22 protein-coding genes, 6 tRNA genes and 1 pseudogene are annotated in these 25,123 nt (G+C 44.3%); 26 read left to right on the plus strand and 3 right to left on the minus strand.

Translation table 11 applies throughout. The features are described from left to right. Nucleotide 1: 1 nt before the first annotated feature. From Q0386_RS09345 to ribA, 3 genes are read right to left on the minus strand one after another with little or no spacing between them, the layout of a single operon-like run. Nucleotides 2–241, minus strand: a complete 240-nt coding sequence (locus tag Q0386_RS09345; RefSeq protein WP_299030155.1) for a PP0621 family protein — start codon at nt 239–241, stop codon at nt 2–4. Then, a complete protein-coding gene (rsmG, locus tag Q0386_RS09350; RefSeq protein ID WP_299030158.1) occupies nt 231–788 on the minus strand; it encodes a 16S rRNA (guanine(527)-N(7))-methyltransferase RsmG in 558 nt (185 codons plus the stop codon). Before rsmG ends, Q0386_RS09345 begins: the two co-directional genes overlap by 11 nt. Further along, a complete protein-coding gene (gene ribA / locus Q0386_RS09355; RefSeq protein ID WP_299030160.1) occupies nt 778–1,350 on the minus strand; it encodes a GTP cyclohydrolase II in 573 nt (190 codons plus the stop codon). The genes rsmG and ribA overlap by 11 nt, the downstream gene beginning before the upstream one ends. Before the next feature lie 61 nt (nt 1,351–1,411). Here ribA and hemB point away from each other — a divergent pair, with 61 nt between their 5' ends. The 26 genes and pseudogenes from hemB (at nt 1,412) to Q0386_RS09485 (ending at nt 24,884) form a co-directional block, all read left to right on the plus strand. Beyond that, the gene (gene hemB / locus Q0386_RS09360; RefSeq protein WP_299030162.1) at nt 1,412–2,383 is read left to right on the plus strand and encodes a porphobilinogen synthase; all 972 of its coding nucleotides are present in this window, start codon (nt 1,412–1,414) and stop codon (nt 2,381–2,383) included. Nucleotides 2,384–2,577: 194 nt separating this feature from the next. Then, a complete protein-coding gene (gene argF, locus Q0386_RS09365) occupies nt 2,578–3,507 on the plus strand; it encodes an ornithine carbamoyltransferase (protein ID WP_299030165.1) in 930 nt (309 codons plus the stop codon). 13 nt (nt 3,508–3,520) lie between these two features. Next, nucleotides 3,521–4,012: a DUF2603 domain-containing protein gene (locus Q0386_RS09370; RefSeq protein ID WP_004318434.1), complete on the plus strand. Its 492-nt coding sequence runs from the start codon at nt 3,521–3,523 to the stop codon at nt 4,010–4,012. Next, nucleotides 4,009–5,370, plus strand: a complete 1,362-nt coding sequence (gene hemN / locus Q0386_RS09375; RefSeq protein WP_299030168.1) for an oxygen-independent coproporphyrinogen III oxidase — start codon at nt 4,009–4,011, stop codon at nt 5,368–5,370. The genes Q0386_RS09370 and hemN overlap by 4 nt, the downstream gene beginning before the upstream one ends. 9 nt (nt 5,371–5,379) lie before the next feature. Continuing rightward, complete coding sequence (locus tag Q0386_RS09380; RefSeq protein ID WP_299030171.1) at nt 5,380–6,633, plus strand: (Fe-S)-binding protein; 1,254 nt, start codon at nt 5,380–5,382, stop codon at nt 6,631–6,633. Nucleotides 6,634–6,724: 91 nt separating this feature from the next. Beyond that, a complete protein-coding gene (locus tag Q0386_RS09385) occupies nt 6,725–7,165 on the plus strand; it encodes a hypothetical protein (protein WP_299030173.1) in 441 nt (146 codons plus the stop codon). 119 nt (nt 7,166–7,284) lie between these two features. Beyond that, a tRNA-Thr gene (locus Q0386_RS09390) sits at nt 7,285–7,360 on the plus strand. A gap of 59 nt (nt 7,361–7,419) precedes the next feature. Then, a tRNA-Tyr gene (locus tag Q0386_RS09395) sits at nt 7,420–7,504 on the plus strand. Nucleotides 7,505–7,512: 8 nt separating this feature from the next. Further along, nucleotides 7,513–7,589: transfer RNA gene (locus Q0386_RS09400), tRNA-Gly, on the plus strand. A 113-nt stretch (nt 7,590–7,702) separates the two neighbouring features. After that, nucleotides 7,703–7,777 (plus strand) — tRNA-Thr (locus Q0386_RS09405). 63 nt (nt 7,778–7,840) lie between these two features. Continuing rightward, nucleotides 7,841–9,040 (plus strand): elongation factor Tu, encoded by a 1,200-nt coding sequence (gene tuf, locus Q0386_RS09410; RefSeq protein WP_002947618.1) that lies wholly within the window; start codon nt 7,841–7,843, stop codon nt 9,038–9,040. A 53-nt stretch (nt 9,041–9,093) separates the two neighbouring features. After that, nucleotides 9,094–9,264: a 50S ribosomal protein L33 gene (gene rpmG / locus Q0386_RS09415; RefSeq protein ID WP_004322121.1), complete on the plus strand. Its 171-nt coding sequence runs from the start codon at nt 9,094–9,096 to the stop codon at nt 9,262–9,264. A gap of 8 nt (nt 9,265–9,272) precedes the next feature. Continuing rightward, nucleotides 9,273–9,348 (plus strand) — tRNA-Trp (locus tag Q0386_RS09420). A 14-nt stretch (nt 9,349–9,362) separates the two neighbouring features. Then, on the plus strand, nt 9,363–9,542 hold the full coding sequence (gene secE, locus Q0386_RS09425; protein ID WP_004322122.1) for a preprotein translocase subunit SecE: 180 nt from the start codon (nt 9,363–9,365) through the stop codon (nt 9,540–9,542). A gap of 6 nt (nt 9,543–9,548) precedes the next feature. Further along, nucleotides 9,549–10,082, plus strand: coding sequence for a transcription termination/antitermination protein NusG (nusG, locus tag Q0386_RS09430; protein WP_298789682.1), 534 nt, complete (start codon nt 9,549–9,551; stop codon nt 10,080–10,082). Between the two features lie 10 nt (nt 10,083–10,092). Continuing rightward, on the plus strand, nt 10,093–10,518 hold the full coding sequence (gene rplK, locus Q0386_RS09435) for a 50S ribosomal protein L11 (protein ID WP_299030176.1): 426 nt from the start codon (nt 10,093–10,095) through the stop codon (nt 10,516–10,518). A 120-nt stretch (nt 10,519–10,638) separates the two neighbouring features. Continuing rightward, on the plus strand, nt 10,639–11,343 hold the full coding sequence (rplA, locus tag Q0386_RS09440; protein ID WP_299030178.1) for a 50S ribosomal protein L1: 705 nt from the start codon (nt 10,639–10,641) through the stop codon (nt 11,341–11,343). A gap of 106 nt (nt 11,344–11,449) precedes the next feature. Then, nucleotides 11,450–11,932, plus strand: coding sequence for a 50S ribosomal protein L10 (gene rplJ, locus Q0386_RS09445; protein WP_002947610.1), 483 nt, complete (start codon nt 11,450–11,452; stop codon nt 11,930–11,932). 16 nt (nt 11,933–11,948) lie between these two features. Continuing rightward, nucleotides 11,949–12,326, plus strand: a complete 378-nt coding sequence (gene rplL / locus Q0386_RS09450; protein ID WP_002947609.1) for a 50S ribosomal protein L7/L12 — start codon at nt 11,949–11,951, stop codon at nt 12,324–12,326. A 109-nt stretch (nt 12,327–12,435) separates the two neighbouring features. After that, nucleotides 12,436–16,572 (plus strand): DNA-directed RNA polymerase subunit beta, encoded by a 4,137-nt coding sequence (gene rpoB, locus Q0386_RS09455; protein WP_299030182.1) that lies wholly within the window; start codon nt 12,436–12,438, stop codon nt 16,570–16,572. Continuing rightward, nucleotides 16,565–21,073: a DNA-directed RNA polymerase subunit beta' gene (gene rpoC, locus Q0386_RS09460; RefSeq protein WP_299030185.1), complete on the plus strand. Its 4,509-nt coding sequence runs from the start codon at nt 16,565–16,567 to the stop codon at nt 21,071–21,073. The genes rpoB and rpoC overlap by 8 nt, the downstream gene beginning before the upstream one ends. A gap of 106 nt (nt 21,074–21,179) precedes the next feature. Beyond that, nucleotides 21,180–21,568, plus strand: a pseudogene (locus Q0386_RS09465) (DoxX family protein). Nucleotides 21,569–21,667: 99 nt separating this feature from the next. After that, nucleotides 21,668–22,075, plus strand: a complete 408-nt coding sequence (gene rpsL, locus Q0386_RS09470; RefSeq protein WP_004322129.1) for a 30S ribosomal protein S12 — start codon at nt 21,668–21,670, stop codon at nt 22,073–22,075. A 75-nt stretch (nt 22,076–22,150) separates the two neighbouring features. Next, nucleotides 22,151–22,621 carry a 30S ribosomal protein S7 gene (gene rpsG, locus Q0386_RS09475; RefSeq protein WP_002947591.1) on the plus strand — a complete coding sequence of 157 codons (471 nt, stop codon included), beginning with the start codon at nt 22,151–22,153 and terminating at the stop codon, nt 22,619–22,621. A 12-nt stretch (nt 22,622–22,633) separates the two neighbouring features. Next, nucleotides 22,634–24,712, plus strand: coding sequence for an elongation factor G (gene fusA, locus Q0386_RS09480; protein WP_299030188.1), 2,079 nt, complete (start codon nt 22,634–22,636; stop codon nt 24,710–24,712). A 98-nt stretch (nt 24,713–24,810) separates the two neighbouring features. Then, nucleotides 24,811–24,884: transfer RNA gene (locus Q0386_RS09485), tRNA-Arg, on the plus strand. Nucleotides 24,885–25,123 lie beyond the last annotated feature (239 nt).

Below are 25,123 nucleotides of genomic sequence, written 5' to 3' on the forward strand. Positions count from 1 at the left end.
TCTATCCTTTATGCCCTTTATTTTCGCATTGCATGCAGTCTTGGCACACGTATCCACCGCCGCTGATTACGGCATCTTTAGCCTCTATAAAGGTGCCGCACTTTTTGCATTCGACGAAATTTTCGGCATCTTTGTCCTCTTTTTTTGCGCCGCCTTTTACGCCTCTTTTGACGCGGGTTTTAAAAAATATCAAATAAATCGCGATTAAAACCGCTAAAAAAGCCAAAATTTTAAATAACATCGCCGCCCTTTATAAGCACGTAATTTCTATTGCCGCGCCCGTAAATTTGAGCTTTGAGCCCCTCTAGCTCGCTTTGCACGCTGCTTCCTTTGTAAAGTAAAATTTGAGTTTGCGCGTCAAAAAAACCGTTGCAAATCCCAAGCAAATCTTTTGTTTTCATCAGCGCGCGGCTCGTGATTAGCTGCGCCGTAAAGGGCTCGCCGTCCTCGATCTTGCAAGATTTTACGCGGACGTTTGCTAAATTTAGCTCGGCCTTGACGTAGCTTAGAAACGCCGATTTTTTCGGGCTGGGCTCAAAGAGATGCCACTCGCACTCCCTTAAAATCATGGCAAGAAATATCGCTGGAAAGCCCGCTCCGCTACCGATATCAATCGCCGTTTTAGCGCCCCAAATTTGCGGGAAAATTTCAAGCGGAGCTATGCTATCTGCTATCTGCTCGTTTAAATTTTTGTAGCTAGTTAGGCTGTGCACGCGGTTAAATTTAGCCAAAATCTCGCTAAATTTCGCCGTTTGTGCGTCAAAATCCCGCGGCAGGTCAATTTTCATCTAGCATGTGCCCCATTTGCTCTTTTTTCACGCGCAGGTAGTTTTCGTTAAATTTGTTCGCGTGTATCACGATCGGCACGCGAGAGACGATCTGCACGCATTTTAGCCCGGACAGTTTTTTTGGGTTATTGGTTAGCAAATTTATCTTTTCGATGCCGAAGTGCTTTAAGATAAAATCCACGATCTCATACGTGCGCTCGTCGGCTTTAAAACCTAGCTGGTGGTTTGCCTCGATGGTGTCAAGGCCCTCATCTTGCAGGTGGTAGGCGTTTACTTTGTTTAGCAGGCCGATATTTCGCCCCTCTTGACGCAGATAAATCACCATGCCTCCGTGCTCTTCTATGTATTTTAGGCTGGCTTCTAGCTGGTCGCGGCAGTCGCACTTTAGGCTGCCGATCGCATCGCCCGTTAGGCACTCGGAGTGGATGCGGACGTTTACGACCTCGCCGAAAGGGTTTTTATATATCGCTAAATGTTCCTTCTCTCCCTCTTTAAACGCCTTTATCTCAAATATCCCGAAACGAGATGGTAAATTTGCCGTATTTGAAAGCTCGATATTCATAAAATTTTAACTCCTATTATGTTACACTAAGCGTAAATTGTAGCGAAGTAAAAGGAAAATTATGTTTAAACGTTTTAGAAGGCTCAGGATAAATCCAGCGATTAGAGAGATGGTGCGCGAAACTAGCGTTTGCGCGAGCGATTTTATCTATCCGCTTTTCGTCGTCGAAGGCAAGGGCGTGAAAAAAGAGATAAGCTCGATGCCGGGCGTCTTTCAGATGAGTTTGGACGAAATTTTAAAAGAGTGCGAAATCGTGCGAAATTTAGGCATAAAAGCGGTAATTTTGTTTGGAATCCCGAGCCTAAAAGATAGTGTAGGCAGCGACGCTTTGAGCGATGAGGGCATCATAGCGACCGCGCTTCGGGCAATAAAGGATAAATTCCCTGATCTCGTCGTGATAACCGATCTTTGCTTTTGCGAATACACCGATCACGGCCACTGCGGTATCCTAGATCACGTCCACCAGACCGTCGATAACGACGCGACGCTGGAAATTTCTGCCAAACAAGCGCTGATCCATGCTAGAAACGGCGCCGATATGATCGCTCCAAGCGGTATGATGGACGGCATCATCGCTACCTTGCGCGGGGCGCTGGATTTGAGCGGATACGAAAATTTGCCGATTATGGCGTATTCGACCAAATTTGCTTCGGCGTACTACGGGCCGTTTCGCGACGTAGCCGAGAGCGCGCCGAGCTTTGGTGATAGAAAAAGCTACCAGATGGATCCCGCAAACCGCCTAGAAGCCGTGAGTGAGAGCCTGGAGGACGAGGCGCAAGGCGCCGATATCTTGATGGTAAAGCCGGCTTTGGCGTATCTAGATATCATCCGCGATCTGCGCGAGGCTACGAGACTGCCGATCTGCGCGTATAACGTGAGCGGCGAATACGCTCTGCTAAAAGCCGCAGCAAAAGCCGGCGTCATCGACTACGAGCGCGTGATGATGGAGACGCTAGTTGGATTTAAGAGAGCGGGGGCGGACCTGATAATAAGCTATCATGCTAAAGAAGCCGCTCAAATTTTAAGGGGATAGCGGCTCGTCTCGCGAGTATCTTTGCTTGATTTCGCAAATTTCGCCCTGCGATAGGCTACGTGCCTTATCTTGGGACGAAATTTACTTCTTCTATTTAGCTACAAGCGTAGCGAAGTAGAAAACAAGCAAATCTATCTCGCGATACTTCGCCTTGTAAATTTTATGGGTAAAATTTGGGAATTTAAGGGGGCAAAATGCGGCACTTTTTGACGTTAAACGATTTTAGCAAAGACGAAATCATAGAAATTTTAAATTTGGGTTTGCAGATAAAAAAAGAGGCAAAGGCGCGAGATTTTAAGCCGTATCTAAAAGATCAAAAATTAGCGATGATATTTGAAAAAAGCTCGACTAGAACGCGCGTGAGCTTTGACGTAGGGATGAACGAGCTTGGCGGGCACGCGCTGTTTCTCAGCTCGAGCGACATCCAGATCGGGCGCGGCGAGCCGATAAAAGACACCGCGCGCGTGATCTCGCGAATGTGCGATCTCATCATGGCTCGCGTTAATCGCCACGAGACACTTGAGGAATTTGCCAAATTTAGCCGCGTACCCGTGATAAACGGCCTTAGCGACAAATTTCATCCCGCGCAGCTGATGGCCGATCTCATGACGGCGGTCGAATGCGGGCTAAAAATAGACGAGATAAAAGCGGGGTTCGTGGGCGACGGCAATAACATGGCGCATTCGTGGCTGATGCTAGCTAGCAAGCTAGGCTTTGAGCTAAGGATCGCGACGCCCGCGGGCTATGAACCGGATGCCGAGGTCGTAAATTTAGCGATGAAAAACGCTCAAATCTCGGGAGCTAAAATTTATCTAACTCAGGACGTAAAAGAAGCCGTATCGGGCGCTAACGTCGTCACTACCGATACTTGGGTCTCGATGGGGCAAGAAGCTGAAAAAGAAAAGCGCTTAAAAGACTTCGCGGGCTTTTGCGTGGATGAAAATTTGATGGAATTAGCCGCTCCGAGAGCGATATTTTTACACTGCTTGCCGGCCTACCGCGGATACGAGGTGAGTGAGGCGGTGTTTGAGGCGCATGCGGATGAGATTTTTGCCGAGGCGGAAAATAGATTGCACGCGCAAAAAGGCGTGATGGTTTGGCTAGATAGGCAGCGAAACGGGTAAGTTAAGGAAGTAAATGAAAGAAAAAAATCTACAAAAAACATACGAAAAAATCGACGAAATTTCGGGCGAGCTTGGGATAAAAGAGGGTGAGAAAACGATATTTGAGATCGTGCCGACGAGCGATCCTAATCAAATGAGCCTCAGCCTAAAAAGCGGCTCGTGGGACGGAGTTGAACCTTGGTTTGGCATTGACGAAAATCAAAATTTGCACACGATGGTTTCGTTAAAATCGCTCTCGCAACTCATCGAAGCCTACCGCAACGTCCAAAAGGAAAATTTCGAGCTAAGGCTTGAAAAGACGATCTGGCAGAACGTACCGATAGATTTTGCCGACGTCTGGGTCGTGGCGATGGACGAGATACGCAAGATCGCCGCAAAAAATAAAAACAAAAAAAGCATCGACGTAAATTTGGAAAAACTGGTAAAAGGTATCAAAAAGCAGTATCCAAATTTGTTCGTCGATATGCAGAATTTAATGAAAAACGCAAGGAATAAAACGCTATGATAGATTTTGACGCTTACGTGAAGTATTCGCGCCCGGGACCGCGCTACACGAGCTATCCGACCGCGCCCGAGTTTAGCGATAAATTTACCTACGAGGACTACCTAGGGGAGCTAAAAAATCGCGACGCCTCGCGCCCGCTTTCGCTTTATTTGCACCTGCCGTTTTGCCGCAGCGCCTGTTATTTTTGCGGTTGCAACGTGATCTATACGAGCAAAGAAGACCGCAAAACGCGGTACATGGAGTATCTGCAAAAAGAGCTAGATCTGCTAGCGGCAAACCTCGATACGAGCGCGCCTGTGCTGCAAATGCACTTTGGCGGCGGCACTCCGACATTCTATGGCGCGGATCAGCTTGATGAAATCATCAAAATGATAAAGGCTAAATTTAAAAACTTCTCTCCCGAGGCTGAAATCAGCTGTGAAATCGACCCGAGATTTTTAACAAGAGAGCAGCTTGACGTGCTCGTCTCTCACGGATTTAACCGCGTTAGCTACGGCGTGCAGGATTTTGACGAGCGCGTACAAAAAGAGATCCACCGCATCCAGCCCTACGAGATCACCAAAAACGCCGTAGATATGGCGCGCACTAAGGGCATAAACTCGATAAATATGGACCTGATCTACGGCCTGCCGTATCAGACGCTAGAGAGTTTTAAAGCGACGCTTGATAAGGCTTTGACGCTGTCTCCCGACCGTCTGGCGGTGTTTAACTACGCGCACGTGCCGTGGATAAAAAAATCTATGCGTAAATTTGACGAAGCTACACTACCTAGCCCTAAAACAAAGCTTGAAATTTTAAAATACACGGCCGAGTTTTTTATCAAAAACGGCTACAAAATGATCGGCATGGATCACTTTGCAAAGCCTGGCGACGAGCTTTTCGGCGCGCTTGCTAATGGCACGCTTCATAGAAACTTCCAAGGCTACACGACTAAGGGCGGAGCTGATCTAATCGGCATCGGACTAACTAGCATCGGCGAAGGGCAAAGATACTACGCGCAAAATTTCAAAGACATGGACGAATACGAAAAAGCCCTAGATAGCGGCATTTTGCCGTATTGCAAGGGCATTTATCTAACTGGCGACGATCTAATCAGAAAAGCTGTGATCATGAGCCTGATGAGCAACTTTGCGCTTGATATCAAGGCGGTCGAGGCTAAATTTGACATCAAATTTTTTGAGTATTTTAAGGATGATTTGGTCGAGCTTGAAAATTTGAGCGAATTTGTAACTGTAACACCGGAAAAAATCAGCGTAAACGAGACGGGTACGCTGATCATACGAAATATCGCGATGTGCTTTGACGCGTATTTGAAAAAAATACCCGAAAATTTACGCCGATTTTCAAAAACGGTTTGATGGGCGGATATGTTTAAATTTAGCGAAATTTCAGATAAATGCGTAAAATGCGGCAAATGTATCCAAGTCTGCACGATCCACAAGATAAACTCCGACGAGACGACCTCTCCGCGCGGTTTTTTGGATCTCGTGGGAGCCTATGAGCGCGGCGAGCTAAAGCTCGATAAAAGCGCGAAAAATATCTTTGAGAGCTGTTTTTTATGCACGAGCTGCGTCGAGGTATGTCCAAACTCATTGCGCGTGGATACGGCGATAGAAAACGTCCGTCGCGACATCGCGGAAAAATTTGGCATCGCGTGGTATAAAAAGGCGTTTTTTTGGTTGCTTCGCCACCGCGCGGTGATGGACTTTTGCGCGAGGCTGGGGTATGTGTTTCAAAGTTGCGCGTTTAAGATCCGTGAAGGCGCGATGAGCCCGAGATTTAGCCTGCCGATGGTGAAAAAAGAGCGGCTTTTGCCCACTGCTAGCAAAAAGAGCTTTTTAAACTCGCATGCCGAGTTTATCGATAACGGCGGCGATAAAACTATCGGAGTTTTTATCGGCTGTATGGGAAACTACGCGTATACGGGCATCGGCGAGGCTCTGGTTAAGATAGCGCGCAAGCTTGGGTTAAATTTAAATTTGATGAAAAAGCAGGCCTGTTGCGGCGCGCCGGCGTATTTTACGGGAGATTTTGCGACGGTCGAGGTTTTGGCAAAGCGAAATATCGAGTATTTTGAAAAGATGCTGGGCGAGCTAGACGCTATCATCGTGCCGGAGGCTACTTGTTCGGCGATGATAAAGATCGACTACGAGCACTTTTTCCATAATGACGAGCAGTGGCGAGAGCGCGCAAAAGCGGTGAGCAAGAAGATATTTTTAGCGACGGAGTACTTTGAAAAATTTACAAATTTAGCTGAAATTTTGGCTAAAAAAGGCAAAAATTTGACCTCCGTGACCTATCACGACCCTTGTCACGCCAGAAAAATGCAAGGCGTCTTTAAAGAGCCTCGCAAACTGCTTGCTCAAAACTACGAAATGACCGAAATGGACGATCCAAACGAGTGTTGCGGATTTGGCGGCGTGACGATGCAGTCCGAAAAATATCACCTAAGCCGCGCAGCCGGACAAAGAAAATACGAGATGATAAAAAACTCGGGCGCAAAGATCGTAAGCGCAGAGTGTAGCGCCTGTAAAATGCAGATTTCAAATGCGTTACATATCGGCGGCTCAGACGTGAAATGCGAGAACCCGATAGAGTTAATCGCAAGGGTACTTGGATAGAGTTTGACGGTAAGTTTATATTTTTTTGTTGTATAATGATAAGACGGTCGGTCGATACTGTAAAATTTGATAAATATCCTAAGGAAATTTCGTGAAAAAGGTGATATTCGTTATTTTGATGCTTTTTGGCGCCTTGCTTGCAAACGACGAATATCATATTTTTGTGAGCGCTTTTGGCGATGACGTAAGCGAAAAGGCAATAGAAAGCGTGCGAGTGGCCGTCGAAAAAAAAGTAGGCGACCTTGAGGGCGTCGAAAAGGTCGTTAGCGGTAAATTTGGTAGATACCGTGCCATCGCGATAAAAACACAGCCTCTAAGCGGAGAAAAAATTAAAATTTTAATTAATAAAATAAAATCCGCAGGATACAAAGAGGCGTACACCGGGATAGTAAAAAATGAAAATAACGACGATAAAGGCGTCATTGATTCTAAAACCACTGCAGAAGAAAAAGACGTAACTATGCCAAAAAAACGAGGATTAAGAAAGAAGCCGGACCTATTTTTTAAAGAGGCTCCGGAACCAATGGGCTAAAATTTAGTTTGTATGTGCGGCTAAATTCTAATTTTTTATCCTTATTTCCAAAAAATTTTTAAAAAAGCTTGACTTTGAAAAGAAATTGGGCTATAATCCAACTTTCACAAATCAAGGATGCTGGTGTAGCTCAGTTGGTAGAGCTACTGCCTTGTAAGCAGTGGGTCGGCGGTTCAAGTCCGTTCACCAGCTCCATTTCATAACAGTGTTTGACCAGAAATACCATTAAGCATTTATAATTTAAGATTAATTAGGGTGAGATACTCAAGCGGCCAACGAGGGCAGACTGTAAATCTGCTGACTATGTCTTCCGTGGTTCGAATCCACGTCTCACCACCATGCTACGCGCGGGAGTAGCTCAGTTGGCTAGAGCATCAGCCTTCCAAGCTGAGGGTCGCGGGTTCGAGCCCCGTTTCCCGCTCCACCATTTAGGTTTACTGGGAGCTGTAAAACTTAACTGCTTTTATATGCTTACATAATCTAAATTTTGGTCGCATTGTTGGGTATTGGTAGCGATTTCTCTTTGCCTGAGTTTAGGCTCATATGGCTCAGAGGTAGAGCACTTCCTTGGTAAGGAAGAGGTCGCGGGTTCAAGTCCCGCTATGAGCTCCACGGATTTTAGAGAAGAAAAATTAAGCATAAATTTGAAACACAAATATCATTACGGAGGAAGAGATGGCAAAAGAAAAATTTTCACGTAACAAGCCACACGTAAACATTGGTACTATTGGTCACGTTGACCATGGTAAAACAACTTTGACAGCTGCAATTTCTGCTGTTCTTTCAAGAAAAGGTCTTGCTGAGCTAAAAGACTATGATAATATCGACAACGCTCCAGAGGAGAAAGAGCGCGGTATTACCATCGCTACTTCTCACATTGAGTATGAGACTGAAAATCGCCACTATGCTCACGTTGACTGCCCAGGCCACGCCGACTATGTTAAAAACATGATTACCGGTGCGGCTCAAATGGACGGTGCTATCCTAGTTGTTTCTGCTGCTGACGGCCCAATGCCTCAAACCAGAGAGCACATCTTGCTATCTCGCCAAGTAGGCGTTCCATATATCGTTGTTTTCATGAACAAAGCTGATATGGTTGACGATGCTGAACTTCTTGAACTAGTTGAGATGGAAATTCGCGAGCTTCTAAACGAGTACGACTTCCCTGGTGACGATACTCCAATCGTAGCAGGCTCGGCTCTACAAGCTCTTAATGAGGCTAAGGCTGGAACAGACGGCGAATGGTCTGCAAAGGTTCTTGAACTTATGGCTAGAGTTGATGAGTATATTCCAACTCCAGTACGTGCAACAGATAAAGATTTCTTGATGCCTATCGAGGATGTTTTCTCTATTTCTGGTCGCGGTACGGTTGTTACCGGTAGAATTGAAAAAGGCGTGGTAAAAGTCGGCGATACCATCGAAATCGTAGGTATTAGACCAACTCAAACTACTACAGTTACCGGCGTTGAGATGTTTAGAAAAGAGATGGATCAAGGCGAGGCAGGCGACAACGTAGGCGTTCTTCTAAGAGGCACTAAAAAAGAAGACGTTGAGCGCGGTATGGTTCTTTGCAAACCTAAATCAATTACTCCTCACACTAAATTTGAGGGCGAAGTTTATATTTTAACAAAAGAAGAAGGTGGACGCCACACCCCATTCTTTAACAACTATAGACCGCAGTTCTATGTAAGAACGACTGATGTTACAGGTTCTATTACTCTTCCAGAAGGAACAGAGATGGTTATGCCTGGTGATAACCTAAAGATAACTGTTGAGCTTATTGCGCCAGTTGCTCTTGAAGAGGGAACTCGTTTTGCGATCCGTGAAGGCGGTAGAACTGTTGGTTCAGGCGTTGTTTCTAAGATTCTAGCATAATCTAATTTATAATTTTTAGCGGAGATTTTTCTCCGCTTTTTCAAAGGGAATTTATGGCAAAAGGTAATAGAATAAAAGTTGGTCTTAAATGTTCTGAATCAGGTGATATAAACTATACCACAGTAAAAAACAGCAAGACAACGACTGAAAAATTAGAACTAAAAAAATATTGCCCAAGACTAAAAAAACACACAGTTCATAAAGAAGTTAAGTTAAAGAGCTAAGGCTTTTTAGGGCAATAGCTCCAACGGTAGAGCGCTGGATTCCAAATCCAATGGTTGGGGGTTCGAATCCCTCTTGCCCTGCCATCAAAAGGTTAAAAATGGAAAAAATAATAAATTATATAAAGCTTTCTCGCGCTGAGATTGGAAAGGTAATTTTTCCACTCAAAGAGCAGATAAGAAATGCTTTTATAACAGTTTTTGCTGTAGTAGCTATTGTTTCACTTTTTTTAGCTCTTGTTGATGCAATTATGTCTTTCTCTCTTTCAAAGCTGATTTAAGGTTGGATCATGGCACATAAATGGTATGCGATTCAAACTTATGCCGGTAGCGAAATGAGCGTAAAGAGAGCTATTGAAAATTTGGTTAGAGATAATCACATTGAAGAACAACTAAAAGAGATTATAGTTCCTACTGAAGATGTAATAGAAATCAAAAACGGCAAGAAAAAAATAAACGAAAGAAGTCTTTATCCTGGATATGCTTTTGCATATCTTGATTTGGATACGGCTCTTTGGCACAAGATTCAGTCTCTTCCTAAAGTTGGTAGATTTATAGGCGAGGCGAAAAAACCTACGCCGCTAAGCGAAAAAGATATAAATTTAATTTTAGAAAAAGTCCAAAAGCGAGCCGCTCCTAAACCAAAAATTTTCTTTGATAACGGAGAAAATGTTCGTATTACGGAAGGGCCTTTCGCGAATTTTACTGGTATAGTAGAAGAGTACGATATGATACACGGAAAGCTAAGGCTAAATGTTTCAATATTTGGCAGAAGCACCCCAGTTGAAATTTTATATTCACAAGTCGAGAAGATAGTATAAGGAGAAGTTTATGGCTAAAAAAGTTATAGGCGAAATTAAATTACACATTGCTGCTGCAAAAGCAAATCCAAGTCCTCCGGTAGGTCCGGCTCTTGGTCAGCAAGGCGTTAATATTATGGAATTTTGTAAAGCATTTAATGAAAGAACAAAAGATATGGCTGGCTTTAGAGTTCCGGTCGTTATCACCGTTTATGCTGATAGAAGCTTTACATTTATCACAAAACAACCGCCTGCTACGGATTTGATTAAAAAAGTTGCAGGTATAGAAAAAGGTTCGGATAATCCGTTAAAAAATAAAGTAGCCAAGCTTACAAAAGCTCAGGTACTTGAAATAGTTGAGAAAAAAATTGCCGACTTAAATACTAAAGATAGAGAGCAAGCAGCTAAAATCATTGCTGGTTCGGCTCGCTCAATAGGAATTACGGTAGTAGATTAATCCTTTTACCACATAAGGATTTTATAAAGTTAAATTTATACACACGCGTTAATATTTATAGCGCGTGTATCTTAAATTTGACAATGTGGAAGCATAAAATTTATAAATGCGGAGAAATTAATGTCAAAAAAAACTACGAAAAGATTTGGTAAGCTACTTGAAAAAGTTGATACCACTAAAACCTACTCTTTAGCAGATGCTATTGATACTGTAAAATTACTAAAAAGCGCCAAATTTGACGAAACAGTCGAAATTGCGCTAAAACTCAATGTTGATCCAAGACATGCCGATCAAATGGTTAGAGGCTCAGTAGTACTTCCTGCAGGAACTGGCAAAACCGTTCGCGTAGCCGTTATAGCAAAAGATGCAAAAGCCGATGAAGCAAAAGCCGCCGGTGCCGATATAGTCGGTAGCGACGAGCTTGTTGAGGATATCCAAAAAGGAATTATGAATTTCGACGTTCTTATTGCTACTCCAAATTTGATGGGGCTAGTTGGTAAAGTAGGACGAATTTTAGGACCAAAAGGTCTTATGCCAAACCCAAAAACCGGCACGGTTACTATGGATGTAGCGCAAGCGGTTAATAACGCAAAAAGCGGTCAAGTTAATTTCCGTGTAGATAAGCAAGGAAATATACACGCTGGCCTTGGCAAAGTTAGCTTTTCAAAAGAGCAATTAAATGATAATATTTCAACCCTTATTAAGGCAGTAAATAGACAAAAACCCGCGGCAGCAAAAGGTAGATATATTAAGAGTGTTGCTTTATCATTAACTATGAGCCCTTCTGTTTTACTTGAGACTCAAGAGCTTATGGATCTACGCTAATTTAGCTAATAATTTTTATCTTAGATTGGAGATAGCAGAGGCTTTTGCTTAATCGTGCTTTTATGCCGCTCTGCTTGAAATCACTAGTCGGAAAGGAGAAAACTAGATGACGAGAAATGAAAAATCTGAAATAATCAGTAAACTTGAAGCCGAATTTAAAGAAAATGAAGCGATTATAGTTTGTGATTATCGCGGTCTTAGCACTAAAAAGCTAGAGGCTTTGAGAGATGCGGCTAGAGTTTTAAACGTAAAAGTTCAAATCGTAAAAAATACTCTTGCAAATATCGCTCTTAATAATGTTGAAAAGTCTGGTATGGTCTTAAAAGATACAAATATCTTTATCTGGGGCGATCAGCTTTCAGCTACTAAAGTTGCGGCTAAATTTGAAGAGACCAACAGCGAACTATTCAAAATAAAAACCGCTCATATTGATGGCGAAGTTGCAAGCGTTGAGAAGGTCAAGGCACTATCTAAGATGCCTAGCCGTGATGAGTTGCTTGCTATGCTTTTGCAAGTTTGGAATGCGCCTATCCAAAATTTCACTATTGGACTAAATGCGCTTAAAGAGAAAAAAGAAAAATCAGCATAATATAAAAGGATAAAAAATGGCAATTACTAAAGAGGACGTATTAGAATTTATCTCTAATCTTTCAGTATTAGAGCTAAGTGAACTAGTAAAAGAATTTGAAGAGAAATTTGGTGTAAGCGCTGCTCCAGTAATGGTAGCAGGCGGTGCAGCAGCAGGCGGCGCAGCCGATGCAGCTGAAGAGAAAACAGAATTTAACGTTGTTCTAGTTGACGGCGGCGACAAGAAAATCAACGTTATTAAAGTCGTTCGCGCTCTTACAGGTCTTGGTCTTAAAGAGGCTAAAGACGCAGTTGAGCAAACTCCTTCTGTTATCAAAGAGGGCGTTAGCAAAGACGAGGCTGAAGCAGCTAAAAAAGAGCTTGAAGAAGCTGGTGCTAAAGTCGAACTTAAATAATTTCACTTATTTTTACAAAGGAGGCGACGCCTCCTTATTTAATTTTTACAAAGATGCCGCAGACGTGCGGTTATTTACTTTCTTTCAAACTTATACCATGAGGTAGAATATGCTAAATAGTTTATACTCAGGAAATCGTCTTAGGGTTGATTTTTCAAATGTTGCCAAAGAGATCGATGTTCCTAACCTGCTACAATTACAAAAAAAGAGTTTTGACCAGTTTTTAAACGTAGATAAAAATCAAGGCGAAAGCGGTATAGAAAAAGTTTTCAAATCAATATTTCCTATACACGATCCACAAAACCGCTTAAGCTTGGAATACGTAAGCTCTGAAATCGGAAAGCCAAAATATACGATCAGAGAGTGCATGGAGCGCGGGCTTACTTATTCTGTAAATTTAAAAATGAAAATAAGGCTGATCGTTCACGAGAGAGACGAAAAAACAGGCGAGAAGATCGGCATAAAAGATATAAAAGAGCAAGAAATTTTCGTTCGCGAAATTCCTTTGATGACTGATAGAATTTCATTTATTATTAACGGTGTCGAGCGCGTCGTGGTTAATCAGCTTCACAGAAGCCCGGGTGTTATATTTAAAGAAGAAGAAAGCCCGACGGTAGTAAATAAACTTATTTATACGGCTCAAATCATTCCTGATCGTGGTAGCTGGCTATATTTTGAATACGACACAAAAGACGTACTTTATGTGCGTATCAACAAACGCAGAAAAGTGCCTGTAACTATCCTATTTAGGGCACTTGGATACAAAAAACAAGATATTATCAAGTTATTTTATCCTATACAAACTTTAACAATAAAAGATAACAAATTTTTGACACCATTTAACCCAGATGATTATCAGGGCAGGGTCGAATACGATATCAAAGACGAAGAAGGTAACGTTTTACACGAGGCTGGCAAAAGGCTAACCAAGAAAAAAGCAGATAAGATTATTGCCGACGGCGTCAAATTTGTCGAATATCCGACTGAAATTTTGGTAAATAGGTTTTTAGCTCACCCGGTTATCGACAAAAGCAGCGGCGAGGTGCTTTATGATACTCTTGCACAGCTTGATGAAAATAAATTGGTTAAAATTTTGGCTGATCAAGAGAGTATAGAGATAGCAAACGACTTAGCGGCAGGCGTGGATGACGCGATCATAAATTCGTTTATCGCTGATAACGAGACGCTAAAACTACTACGCCAAACCGAAAACGTCGATGATGAAAATGATCTCGCGGCGATAAGAATTTATAAAGTTATGCGCCCAGGCGAACCAGTCGTTAAAGACGCTGCTCGCGCTTTCGTAAATGATTTGTTCTTTAATCCTGAAAGATATGATTTGACGGGTGTTGGCCGTATGAAAATGAACCACAAGCTAGCGCTTGAAGTACCTGAATACGTAACGGTTTTGACCAATGAAGACATTATAAAAACGGCAAAATATTTGATAAAGGTCAAAAACGGACAAGGACATATCGACGATCGCGATCACCTCGGCAACCGTCGTATACGCTCTATCGGCGAGCTTTTGGCAAACGAGCTTCACCTGGGCTTTGTAAAAATGCAAAAGGCTATCAGGGATAAATTTACGACGCTGGGTAATGCCGAAGAGATTATGCCTTACGATTTGGTTAATCCAAAAATGATAACCACGACGATAATGGAGTTTTTCACTGGCGGTCAGTTGAGCCAGTTTATGGATCAAACCAACCCGCTTAGCGAAGTTACGCATAAGCGCAGACTTTCAGCGCTGGGCGAAGGTGGTCTTGTTAAAGATAGAGCTGGCTTTGAAGTGCGCGACGTTCACCCGACTCACTACGGCAGAATTTGTCCAGTAGAGACTCCGGAAGGTCAAAACATAGGCCTTATCAACACGCTTTCTACTTATGCAAAGGTAAATAACCTCGGCTTCGTAGAAGCTCCGTATAAAAAAGTTGTAGACGGCAAAGTAACCGACGAGATCGTATATCTAACGGCGACTCAAGAGGAAAATCTGGTTATCGCTCCGGCCTCTACCGCGCTTGATGAAAGCGGATATATAGTAGAGGATTTGATCGAGGCTAGACAAGACGGCGAGATGATATTAGCCAAACGTGATGACGTTAAGCTAATCGACCTTTGCTCCGGCATGATAGCCGGCGTTGCGGCATCGCTTATTCCGTTTTTGGAGCACGACGACGCAAACCGTGCCCTCATGGGATCAAACATGCAGCGCCAAGCAGTACCGCTACTTCGTTCGTCTGCTCCTATCGTAGGAACTGGCATGGAGAGTACTGTAGCGCGCGACGCATGGGAGGCGATCAAGGCTAGACGCGCTGGAGTAGTCGAAAAGGTGGATAATAAAAACATCTTTATCCTTGGCGAAGACGAGGCAGGCCCATATATCGATCACTACTCTATGGAGAAAAATTTAAGAACCAACCAAAATACGACTTTCTCTCAGCATCCTATCGTTAAAAAAGGCGAAAGCGTAGCGGCTGGGCAGATTGTCGCCGACGGTCCGTCTATGGAGCGCGGCGAACTAGCTATCGGTAAAAATGCGTTGATAGCTTTCATGCCATGGAACGGCTATAACTACGAGGACGCGATCGTAATTAGCGAAAAAATGATCCGGGAGGATGCATTTACGAGCGTGCATATTTACGAAAAAGAGATCGAAGCGCGCGAGCTAAAAGACGGCGTTGAGGAGATCACTAAAGATATCCCGAATATCAAAGAGGAAGACCTACTTCATCTTGATGATAGCGGTATAATAAAAATCGGCACGCAAGTAAAACCCGGCATGATCCTAGTTGGCAAGGTTTCTCCAAAAGGCGAGGTTAAGCCTACGCCTGAGGAGCGCTTGCTTCGCGCGATTTTTGGAGAAAAAGCCGGCCACGTGGTAAATAAATCCCTTTACGCGACAGCTTCTATGGAAGGCGTCGTCGTAGACGTTAAAATTTTTACCAAAAAAGGCCACGAAAAAGATAGCCGCTCAAATAAAGTTTATGAAGAAGAAAAAGCGGCTTTTGAAAAAGAACACCACGATAGACTCTTGATGCTAGACCGCGAAGAGATGCTAAAAGTGGGCGCTCTGCTTTGCAAAACGCCTTTGAGTTCTGCTCAAACTATCGGAAAAAAAACCTATAAAAAAGGCGAGAAAATCGATAAAGAAGAGTTTGAAAACATCAACCGCTTTACTCTAAGCGCGATCGTTAAAGGCTTTTCAAAAGACGTTCAAAAATCATACGACGACATAAAAAATCATTTCCAAAACGAGAAGAAAAAGCTCAAAGAAGAGCATGACGCGAAGATGGAAATTTTAGAAAAAGACGACATCTTGCCAAGCGGCGTAGTTAAACTTGTCAAAGTCTATATCGCGACCAAGCGCAAGCTAAAGGTGGGCGATAAGATGGCGGGTCGCCACGGAAATAAAGGTATTGTTTCAAACATCGTTCCTGAGGTTGATATGCCGTATCTGCCGAGCGGTCAGCCGGTCGATATCGTGTTAAACCCGCTTGGCGTTCCTAGCCGTATGAATATCGGCCAAATTTTAGAAAGCCACTTGGGTCTTGTCGGCTACCGCTTAGGCGAGCAGATAAATCAAATTTTCCAAGAGAAAAAAGGCGAGTGGATAAAAGAGCTACGAGCCAAGATGATCGAGATAGCTTCGGCCTCTAAATTTATGGATGCCAAAAAGACTCTAGGCAAAATGAGTGACGAGCAGCTTTTAGATTACGCTAGAGACTGGGCTAACGGCGTCAAATTTGCCACGCCTATATTTGAGGGCGTTAGAGTCGATGAGCTGATGAAACTATTTGAACTAGCTAAGATCGATATGGACGGCAAGACCGAGCTTTACGACGGACGCACGGGTTCAAAGATCAAAGAACGCGTAAACGTCGGATGTATGTATATGCTCAAGCTTCACCACCTAGTCGACGAAAAAGTTCACGCTAGAAGCACGGGTCCATATAGCCTAGTTACTCAGCAGCCAGTCGGCGGTAAGGCGCTATTTGGCGGACAAAGATTCGGAGAGATGGAGGTTTGGGCGCTTGAGGCGTACGGTGCAGCTCATACGCTTCGCGAGATGCTAACAGTTAAATCAGACGACGTTGAAGGACGTTTGTCTGCGTATAAAGCCCTAACTAGAGGCGAAAATGTGCCTGAAACTGGCATTCCTGAGACATTTTTCGTTCTAACAAACGAGCTAAAATCATTGGCGCTTGATGTCGAGATATACGATGAGGATGAAAATAATGAGTGAGTTAAAACCTATTGAGATAAAAGAAGAACGCAGACCGCGCGATTTTGAGGCATTTCAGCTTCGTTTGGCAAGTCCTGAGAGAATAAAATCATGGAGCCACGGCGAGGTCAAAAAACCTGAAACTATTAACTACCGCACGTTAAAACCTGAGCGTGACGGTCTATTTTGTGCTAAAATTTTCGGTCCGATCCGCGACTACGAGTGCCTATGCGGTAAGTATAAAAAAATGCGTTACAAAGGCATCAAGTGCGAAAAATGCGGAGTCGAGGTAACTAGCTCAAAGGTTCGCCGCTCTAGAATGGGGCACATCGAGCTCGTGACTCCTGTTGCGCATATATGGTACGTAAATTCGCTCCCAAGCCGTATAGGAACGTTGCTTGGTATAAAGATGAAAGACCTTGAGCGCGTACTTTACTACGAGGCGTATATCGTCGAGAGCGTTGGCGACGCGTTTTACGATACCGAAAACAGCAAAAAAGTTGAAATTTTCGACGTTCTAAACGAAGAGCAATACGTTTCTTTGGCTTCTCGTTTTGAAGAGAGCGGATTTAGAGCTAGAATGGGCGGCGAAGTGATCCGTGATTTGCTAGCAAATATCGATTTAGTCGAGCTTTTAAACACTCTAAAAGACGAGATCAGCGCGACAAATTCGGAAGCTAAGAAAAAAACCATAGTAAAAAGACTAAAAGTCGTTGAGAGCTTTTTAAATTCTGGTAACCGCCCTGAGTGGATGATGATTACGAATTTACCTGTTCTTCCGCCAGATCTTCGTCCGCTCGTTAGCCTTGACGGTGGTAAATTTGCGGTTTCTGATGTAAACGACTTGTATCGCCGCGTTATTAACAGAAACGCGCGTTTAAAACGCCTTATGGAGCTTGACGCGCCCGAAATCATCATCAGAAACGAAAAGCGTATGCTTCAGGAGTCCGTCGATGCGCTATTTGACAACGGTCGCCGTGCAAACGCCGTAAAGGGCGCAAACAAACGCCCGCTTAAATCGCTTTCTGAGATCATCAAAGGCAAGCAAGGCCGCTTCCGTCAAAATTTGCTCGGTAAGCGCGTTGACTTTTCTGGTCGTTCGGTTATCGTCGTAGGTCCAAAGCTTAGAATGGATCAGTGTGGACTACCAAAAAGAATGGCGCTTGAGCTGTTTAAGCCGCATTTGCTAGCTCGTCTCGAGGAGAAAGGCTACGCTACGACCGTAAAACAAGCCAAGAAAATGATCGAAGATAAGACGAACGAGGTTTGGGAGTGCCTAGAGGAGGTCGTTAAGGATCACCCGGTTATGCTAAACCGCGCTCCGACGCTTCACAAACTATCTATCCAGGCGTTTCACCCTGTGCTTGTCGAGGGCAAGGCTATCCAGCTACATCCGTTAGTTTGCGCCGCATTTAACGCAGACTTCGACGGCGACCAGATGGCTGTTCACGTTCCGCTATCTCAAGAAGCTATCGCAGAGTGCAAAATTTTGATGCTTAGCTCGATGAATATCTTGCTTCCTGCAAGCGGTAAGGCCATTACGGTTCCTAGCCAGGATATGGTTTTGGGAATTTACTATCTAAGCCTAGAAAAGACCGATAGTAAGGGAGCGAATAAGATTTTTGCGTCCGTAGATGAAGTAATGATCGCCGAGGAAGCGCACTGCCTAGAGGTACACTCGAAAATTAAAACTATGATCGACGGCAAGACGCTATTTACGACCGCCGGCCGCCTAATCATCCGCTCGATTCTGCCTGATTTTGTTCCTGAAAATATGTGGAACAGGGTTATGAAGAAAAAAGATATCGCAAATTTGGTTGATTACGTCTATAAAAACGGCGGCCTTGAGGTAACGGCGGGATTTTTGGATAAGCTTAAAAATTTGGGTTTCCGCTATGCGACCAAGGCCGGCATCTCGATCTCTATCGCTGACATCATCGTACCTGATAGCAAACAAAAATATATCAACGAAGCCAAGAAAAAAGTCCGCGAGATACAAAATCAATACGGCGCAGGCTTGCTAACGGATTCTGAGAGATACAATAAAATCATCGACATCTGGACGGATACGAATAACGTCGTCGCAGGCGAGATGATGAAACTTATCCAGGGGGACAAGGGCGGGTTTAACTCGATTTATATGATGGCCGATAGCGGCGCGAGAGGTTCTGCAGCGCAAATTCGCCAGTTAGCAGGTATGCGTGGTCTTATGGCGAAGCCTGACGGCTCGATCATCGAGACGCCGATCATATCAAACTTCCGCGAAGGTCTAAACGTCCTTGAGTACTTTAACTCAACCCACGGCGCGAGAAAAGGCCTTGCAGATACCGCGCTAAAAACGGCGAACGCTGGATACCTAACCAGGAAGCTAATCGACGTCGCGCAAAACGTGAAAGTCACTATGCACGACTGCGGTACTCACGAGGGCGTCGAGATCACCGAGATCACAGACAACGGCGAGCTTATCGAGAGTCTAGAAGAGAGAATTTTAGGCCGCGTGCTAGCCGACGACGTAATCGATCCGATAGCAAACGAGGTACTATTTAGCGAAGGTACGCTAATAGACGAAGAAAAAGCTAAAGCGATAACTGAGGCGGGTATAAAATCGGTAAGTATTAGAACGCCGATAACTTGTAAAGCTGCAAAAGGCGTTTGCGCTAAATGCTATGGCGTGAATTTGGGCGAAGGAAAGCTGGTAAAACCGGGCGAAGCCGTCGGCATCATCTCGGCTCAGTCTATCGGCGAACCCGGTACTCAGCTAACGCTCAGAACCTTCCACATCGGCGGTACGGCATCAACTGAGCAGCAAGACTACCAAGTCGTCGCACAAAAAGAGGGCTTTATAAGATACTACAACCTAAACGTTTACGAAAACGGCGGTAAACGAATCGTAGCAAATCGCAGAAACTCAGCCGTCTTACTCGTCGAGCCTAAGATCAAAGCTCCATTTGACGGAAAGATCGAGATCGAGATCGCTCACGAGGACGTAAACATCATCGTAAAAGGTAAAAAAGAAGAGGTAAAATATACTCTAAGAAGAGGCGATCTGGCTAAACCTAACGAGCTAGCGGGCGTTAGCGGTAAGGTCGAGGGTAAAATTTACATCCCTTATGCCGACGGCGATTCGGTTAAAGAGAATGAAAGTATCGCCGAGGTTATCAAAGAGGGCTGGAACGTACCGAAACGTATCCCGTTTGCGAGCGAGATAAAGGTAGAAGACGGCGAGCCGATCGCTAAGAAAATCCTTGCGGGCGCAAACGGCGTGCTTAAATTTTATATCCTAAAAGGCGATTATTTAGAGCGCTTAAGAAATATCAAAAAAGGCCACGTCGTAACGGAAAAAGGATTATTTGTCGTGGTTGCGGACGAGGACGACAGAGAGGCGGTTCGTTACTATATCCCGCGAAACTCTATCATCAAAGCAAACGATAGCGACATCGTAGATAGCAAAGCGGTCATCTCTGAGCCTGAAAGCCAAGAGAAAACCGTCATAGCTGAGTGGGATCCGTACTCTACGCCAATCATCGCAGAGGCTGCAGGTAGGGTGACATACGAAGATATCGAGCCAGGCTATAGCGCCGCCGAGCAGTACGACGAGGCAACCGGCCAGAGCCGTTTGGTTATCAACGAGTATCTACCTTCGGGCATCAAGCCTACGATCGTGATCAGTACCGATGAGGGCAAAATGATCCGTTATCAGCTAGAGCCAAAAACCGCGATATTTGTAAGTAACGACGAAGTGGTGAAGCAGGCTGATATCCTAGCTAAGACGCCTAAAGCCGTCGCGAAGTCAAAAGACATCACGGGCGGTTTGCCGCGCGTATCTGAGCTATTTGAGGCTAGACGTCCGAAAAATACGGCTATCATCGCTGAAATCGACGGCACCGTAAGATTTGAAAAACCGCTTCGCTCCAAAGAGCGCATCGTGATCGAGGCCGACGACGGCGCGACTGCCGAGTATTTGATAGATAAAACTCGTCAAATTCAAGTCCGCGACGGCGAATTTATCCACGCGGGCGAGAAGCTAACCGACGGACTAATTTCAAGCCACGACGTTTTGAGAATTTTGGGCGAAAAGGCGCTACACTATTATTTGATCAGCGAAATTCAGCAAGTTTACCGCTCTCAAGGCGTTGCGATCGCCGATAAGCACATCGAGATCATCGTTTCTCAGATGCTTCGTCAGGTTAAGATAGTAGATAGCGGCGATACGAATTTCATCACCGGCGATATGATCTCTCGAACGAGATTTAAGGAAGAAAACGAGCGCATAATGCGAATGGGCGGCAATCCTGCGATCGCCGAGCCTATCTTGCTAGGCGTTACGCGCGCTGCTATCGGAAGCGATAGCGTGATCTCGGCCGCATCGTTCCAAGAGACGACTAAGGTTCTAACTGAGGCTTCGATCGCAGCTAAGATCGACCACCTCGAGGATCTAAAAGAAAACGTCATCCTAGGACGCATGATCCCTGTCGGAACAGGTCTTTATCAAGATCAAAAGATCAAGCTAAAACAAAACTAAAATTTAACCCCACAAGCCTCGCCAAAATCGGCGGGGCTTAAATTTACCTCGCCTTAAAACTAATCAGATAAAATCCATCCTTTAAATTTGAAAATTTGGAGTAAAAATGAAAAATTTCGATTTAGGAATTTTATTTGCGAGACTAGGGCTTGGTGTCTGTCTTTTTATGCATGGCTTTGCGAAAATTTCACATGGCATAGGCGGCGTAAAAAGTATTTTAACAAAAAGCCGGCTTGCCTGAGATTGTGGCTTACGGCTCCTATATAGGCGAGGTTGTTGCGCCGATAATGATAATTTTAGGGATATTTTCAAGGATTGGAGCAGCTCGTTATCGGTACGAGCCTAACGATAATGTACGCCTATCACGGACTCGGAAATTGACTGGAGCTTGCAAACGTCGGCGGCTTTAAGGCTGAAATTTTATATCTTTACATCGCCTTGTCGCTCTGCATCATCTTTAACGGAAGCGGAAAATACGCGATTAGAAAAGATTAGTGCGATAAAATTCAGCATTAAAGATGAAATTTACCTTATATTAAGCCAAATTTAAATAAAATCAAGTCTTTTTAATAAATTTAGTCGAAAGGAATTACTGTGCCAACCATTAATCAATTGGTCAGAAAAGAGCGCAAGAAAGTGACTTTTAAGTCAAAATCTCCAGCGCTAAAAGAGTGTCCTCAAAGAAGAGGAGTTTGCACTAGGGTCTATACTACGACTCCTAAAAAACCAAACTCGGCTTTGAGAAAAGTTGCCAAAGTTAGGCTTACAAGCGGATTTGAAGTGATCAGCTATATCGGCGGCGAAGGCCACAACCTACAAGAGCACAGCATCGTGCTAGTGCGCGGCGGCCGTGTTAAAGACTTACCGGGTGTTAAATACCACATCGTACGCGGCGCTCTTGATACAGCTGGCGTTGCGAAGAGAACAGTTTCTCGCTCAAAATACGGCGCTAAACGTCCAAAACCTGGTCAAGCAGCAGCCGCAGCAGGTAAAAAGAAATAAAAATTTAGGTTCGCAGACCATGCCATTAGCGGCATAGGTTTGAGTAAAATTTATAAAATTTGAAGGAATAATCAAATGAGAAGAAGAAAAGCTCCCGTCAGGGAAGTAATGCCGGATCCAATTTACGGCAATAAGGTAATCACTAAATTTATTAACTCTCTTATGTACGACGGCAAAAAAAGCGTCGCTACCGAGATCATGTACGGCGCTATCAAAGCTATCGAGAAAAAAAGCGGCGACGTAAAAGGTATAGACGTGTTTAACGATGCTATCGAAAACATTAAGCCTCTTATGGAGGTTAAATCTCGTCGCGTCGGCGGTGCTACCTACCAAGTACCGGTAGAAGTTCGTCCGGCTCGCCAGCAAGCTCTTGCTATCCGCTGGATCATCGGTTTTGCTAGAAAAAGAAGCGAAAGAACGATGATAGACAAGCTAGCTAACGAGCTACTTGATGCAGCAAATTCAAAAGGCGCGTCTTTCAAGAAGAAGGAAGACACCTATAAAATGGCAGAGGCTAACAAAGCGTTTGCTCACTACCGCTGGTAAGAGGAGGCTAGTATGGCAGATAGAAAAACCCCTTTACATATGGTTAGAAACATCGGTATCGCTGCTCACATCGATGCTGGTAAAACTACGACCAGCGAAAGAATTTTGTTCTTTACTGGTATGAGCCACAAGATCGGCGAGGTTCACGATGGCGCTGCTACAATGGACTGGATGGAACAAGAAAAAGAGCGCGGCATCACTATTACGTCTGCGGCGACCACTTGCTTTTGGAAAGATCACCAGATAAATTTGATCGACACTCCGGGCCACGTCGACTTTACTATCGAAGTCGAGCGTTCTATGCGCGTTCTTGACGGCGCTGTTTCAGTATTCTGCTCAGTCGGCGGCGTACAGCCTCAGTCTGAGACCGTTTGGAGACAAGCAAATAAATATCATGTCCCAAGAATCGTTTTTGTAAATAAAATGGACAGAATCGGCGCAAATTTCTTTAACGTCGAGTCTCAAATCAGAAACCGCCTAAAAGCAAATCCGGTGCCTATTCAAATTCCTATCGGTGCAGAGGATAACTTTAGAGGCGTGGTCGATCTTGTTAAGATGAAAGCTTACGTTTGGGAAGACGACAAGAAACCGACCGATTATAAAGAGATAGAAATCCCTGCAGAGGTAAAAGATAAAGCCGAGGAGTATCGCGCGAAACTAATCGAAGCGGTTTCTGAAACCGACGATAGCTTGATGGAGAAATTTTTCTCTGGCGAGGAGCTAAGCGAAGAGGAGATCAAAAAAGGGATCAAAGCAGGCTGCTTAAGAATGACGATAACTCCGATGCTTTGCGGAACGGCATTTAAAAATAAAGGCATCCAGCCGCTACTTGATGCGGTAGTAGCGTATTTGCCTGCACCGGATGAGATCGAGGCGATTAAGGGCGTTTATGAAGACGGTAGCGAAGTAACGGTAGAAAGCACCGATAACGGCGAATTTGCAGCTCTTGCGTTTAAGATTATGACCGACCCGTTTGTTGGACAGCTTACATTCATCCGCGTTTATCGCGGTAGCCTTGAGAGCGGTAGCTATGCTTACAACACCGTTCAAGACAATAAAGAAAGAATCGGCCGTCTGCTAAAAATGCACTCAAACAAACGTGAGGAAATTTCGGTTCTTCACGCAGGAGAGATCGGTGCGGTTGTGGGTCTAAAAAATACTCTAACAGGCGATACGTTAGCTAGCGAAAAAGATAAGGTCATCCTTGAAAAGATGGACTTCCCTGAGCCGGTTATCAGCGTTGCTGTCGAGCCAAAAACTAAAGCCGACCAAGAAAAAATGGCCATCGCGCTTCAAAAACTAGCTCAAGAAGATCCAAGCTTTAGAGTAGGCACCGATGAAGAGAGCGGTCAAACTATCATCAGCGGCATGGGCGAGCTTCATCTTGAGATCATCGTAGATAGAATGCTACGCGAATTTAAGGTCGATGCCGAAGTAGGTCAACCGCAAGTTGCATACCGCGAGACTATCCGCAAAACCGTTGAGCAAGAGTATAAATATGCTAAGCAATCAGGTGGTCGCGGTCAGTACGGGCACGTATTCTTGCGCCTTGAGCCGCTACCTGCGGCTAGCGGATTTGAGTTCGTTAACGACATCAAAGGCGGCGTAGTTCCTAAAGAGTACATCCCTGCGGTTGAAAAAGGCTGCAAAGAGGCGCTTCAAAATGGCGTACTTGCCGGCTATCCTGTTGAGGACGTTAAAGTTACCCTATTTGACGGTAGTTACCACGAAGTCGACTCATCTGAAATGGCGTTTAAGCTTGCCGCATCTATGGGCTTCAAAGAAGGTGCTAGAAAAGCAGGCGCAGTTATCCTTGAGCCTATGATGAAGGTAGAGGTTGAGACGCCTGAGGACTATATGGGCGACGTTATCGGTGACCTAAATAAACGCCGCGGACAAGTAAACTCTATGGACGAGCGCAACGGAAGCAAGATCATCACGGCTTTCTGCCCGCTAGCTCAGATGTTTGGTTACTCTACGGACCTTCGCTCTATGACGCAAGGTCGCGCGACTTATTCTATGGAATTTGACCACTACGAGGAAGTTCCAAAGAACGTCAGTGAAGAGATCATCAAGAAAAGAAACGGCTAAGCCGAATTTGGCGGGGATGTAAATCCTCGCCTTTAAATTTAATCCCCGTTTTGCCATTTGCGGTTAAAATGGCATTTTTTTACAAATTTCATATTTTTGTCCTCATAGCTCAGCTGGATAGAGCGCAGAATTCCTAATTCTGAGGCCGTGAGTTCGAATCTCGCTGGGGACATTCTTTTGGAATATATGAATTTAATCTCACTTTTTTGTTGAGTATTTGTTGCTTCTTAAACATAATATAGATTTTTAGTTATTTTCTGATGCCTATCGTATTTATTCTTTAGCTTGCAAAAATAAAAAGCTATCTAAATTTTCTGAAACAAGTATTTGTGATATGTTATCGTAGCTATACGGGTACAAATTTCTTAATGCAATCAAATATATAATAGTAAGAAAATGCAGATAAATTAT

Source organism: uncultured Campylobacter sp., assembly GCF_938045625.1.
In the GTDB taxonomy this organism is placed as follows: Bacteria; Campylobacterota; Campylobacteria; order Campylobacterales; family Campylobacteraceae; genus Campylobacter_A.

Bases quoted from the DNA above. Each gene is read 5' to 3' on its own strand.
- Q0386_RS09345 (WP_299030155.1), bottom strand. From the start codon at position 241: ATGTTATTTAAAATTTTGGCTTTTTTAGCGGTTTTAATCGCGATTTAT.
- rsmG (WP_299030158.1), bottom strand. From the start codon at position 788: ATGAAAATTGACCTGCCGCGGGATTTTGACGCACAAACGGCGAAATTT.
- ribA (WP_299030160.1), bottom strand. From the start codon at position 1,350: ATGAATATCGAGCTTTCAAATACGGCAAATTTACCATCTCGTTTCGGG.
- hemB (WP_299030162.1), top strand. From the start codon at position 1,412: ATGTTTAAACGTTTTAGAAGGCTCAGGATAAATCCAGCGATTAGAGAG.
- argF (WP_299030165.1), top strand. From the start codon at position 2,578: ATGCGGCACTTTTTGACGTTAAACGATTTTAGCAAAGACGAAATCATA.
- Q0386_RS09370 (WP_004318434.1), top strand. From the start codon at position 3,521: ATGAAAGAAAAAAATCTACAAAAAACATACGAAAAAATCGACGAAATT.
- hemN (WP_299030168.1), top strand. From the start codon at position 4,009: ATGATAGATTTTGACGCTTACGTGAAGTATTCGCGCCCGGGACCGCGC.
- Q0386_RS09380 (WP_299030171.1), top strand. From the start codon at position 5,380: ATGTTTAAATTTAGCGAAATTTCAGATAAATGCGTAAAATGCGGCAAA.
- tuf (WP_002947618.1), top strand. From the start codon at position 7,841: ATGGCAAAAGAAAAATTTTCACGTAACAAGCCACACGTAAACATTGGT.
- rpmG (WP_004322121.1), top strand. From the start codon at position 9,094: ATGGCAAAAGGTAATAGAATAAAAGTTGGTCTTAAATGTTCTGAATCA.
- secE (WP_004322122.1), top strand. From the start codon at position 9,363: ATGGAAAAAATAATAAATTATATAAAGCTTTCTCGCGCTGAGATTGGA.
- rplK (WP_299030176.1), top strand. From the start codon at position 10,093: ATGGCTAAAAAAGTTATAGGCGAAATTAAATTACACATTGCTGCTGCA.
- rplA (WP_299030178.1), top strand. From the start codon at position 10,639: ATGTCAAAAAAAACTACGAAAAGATTTGGTAAGCTACTTGAAAAAGTT.
- rplJ (WP_002947610.1), top strand. From the start codon at position 11,450: ATGACGAGAAATGAAAAATCTGAAATAATCAGTAAACTTGAAGCCGAA.
- rplL (WP_002947609.1), top strand. From the start codon at position 11,949: ATGGCAATTACTAAAGAGGACGTATTAGAATTTATCTCTAATCTTTCA.
- rpoB (WP_299030182.1), top strand. From the start codon at position 12,436: ATGCTAAATAGTTTATACTCAGGAAATCGTCTTAGGGTTGATTTTTCA.
- rpoC (WP_299030185.1), top strand. From the start codon at position 16,565: ATGAGTGAGTTAAAACCTATTGAGATAAAAGAAGAACGCAGACCGCGC.
- rpsG (WP_002947591.1), top strand. From the start codon at position 22,151: ATGAGAAGAAGAAAAGCTCCCGTCAGGGAAGTAATGCCGGATCCAATT.
- fusA (WP_299030188.1), top strand. From the start codon at position 22,634: ATGGCAGATAGAAAAACCCCTTTACATATGGTTAGAAACATCGGTATC.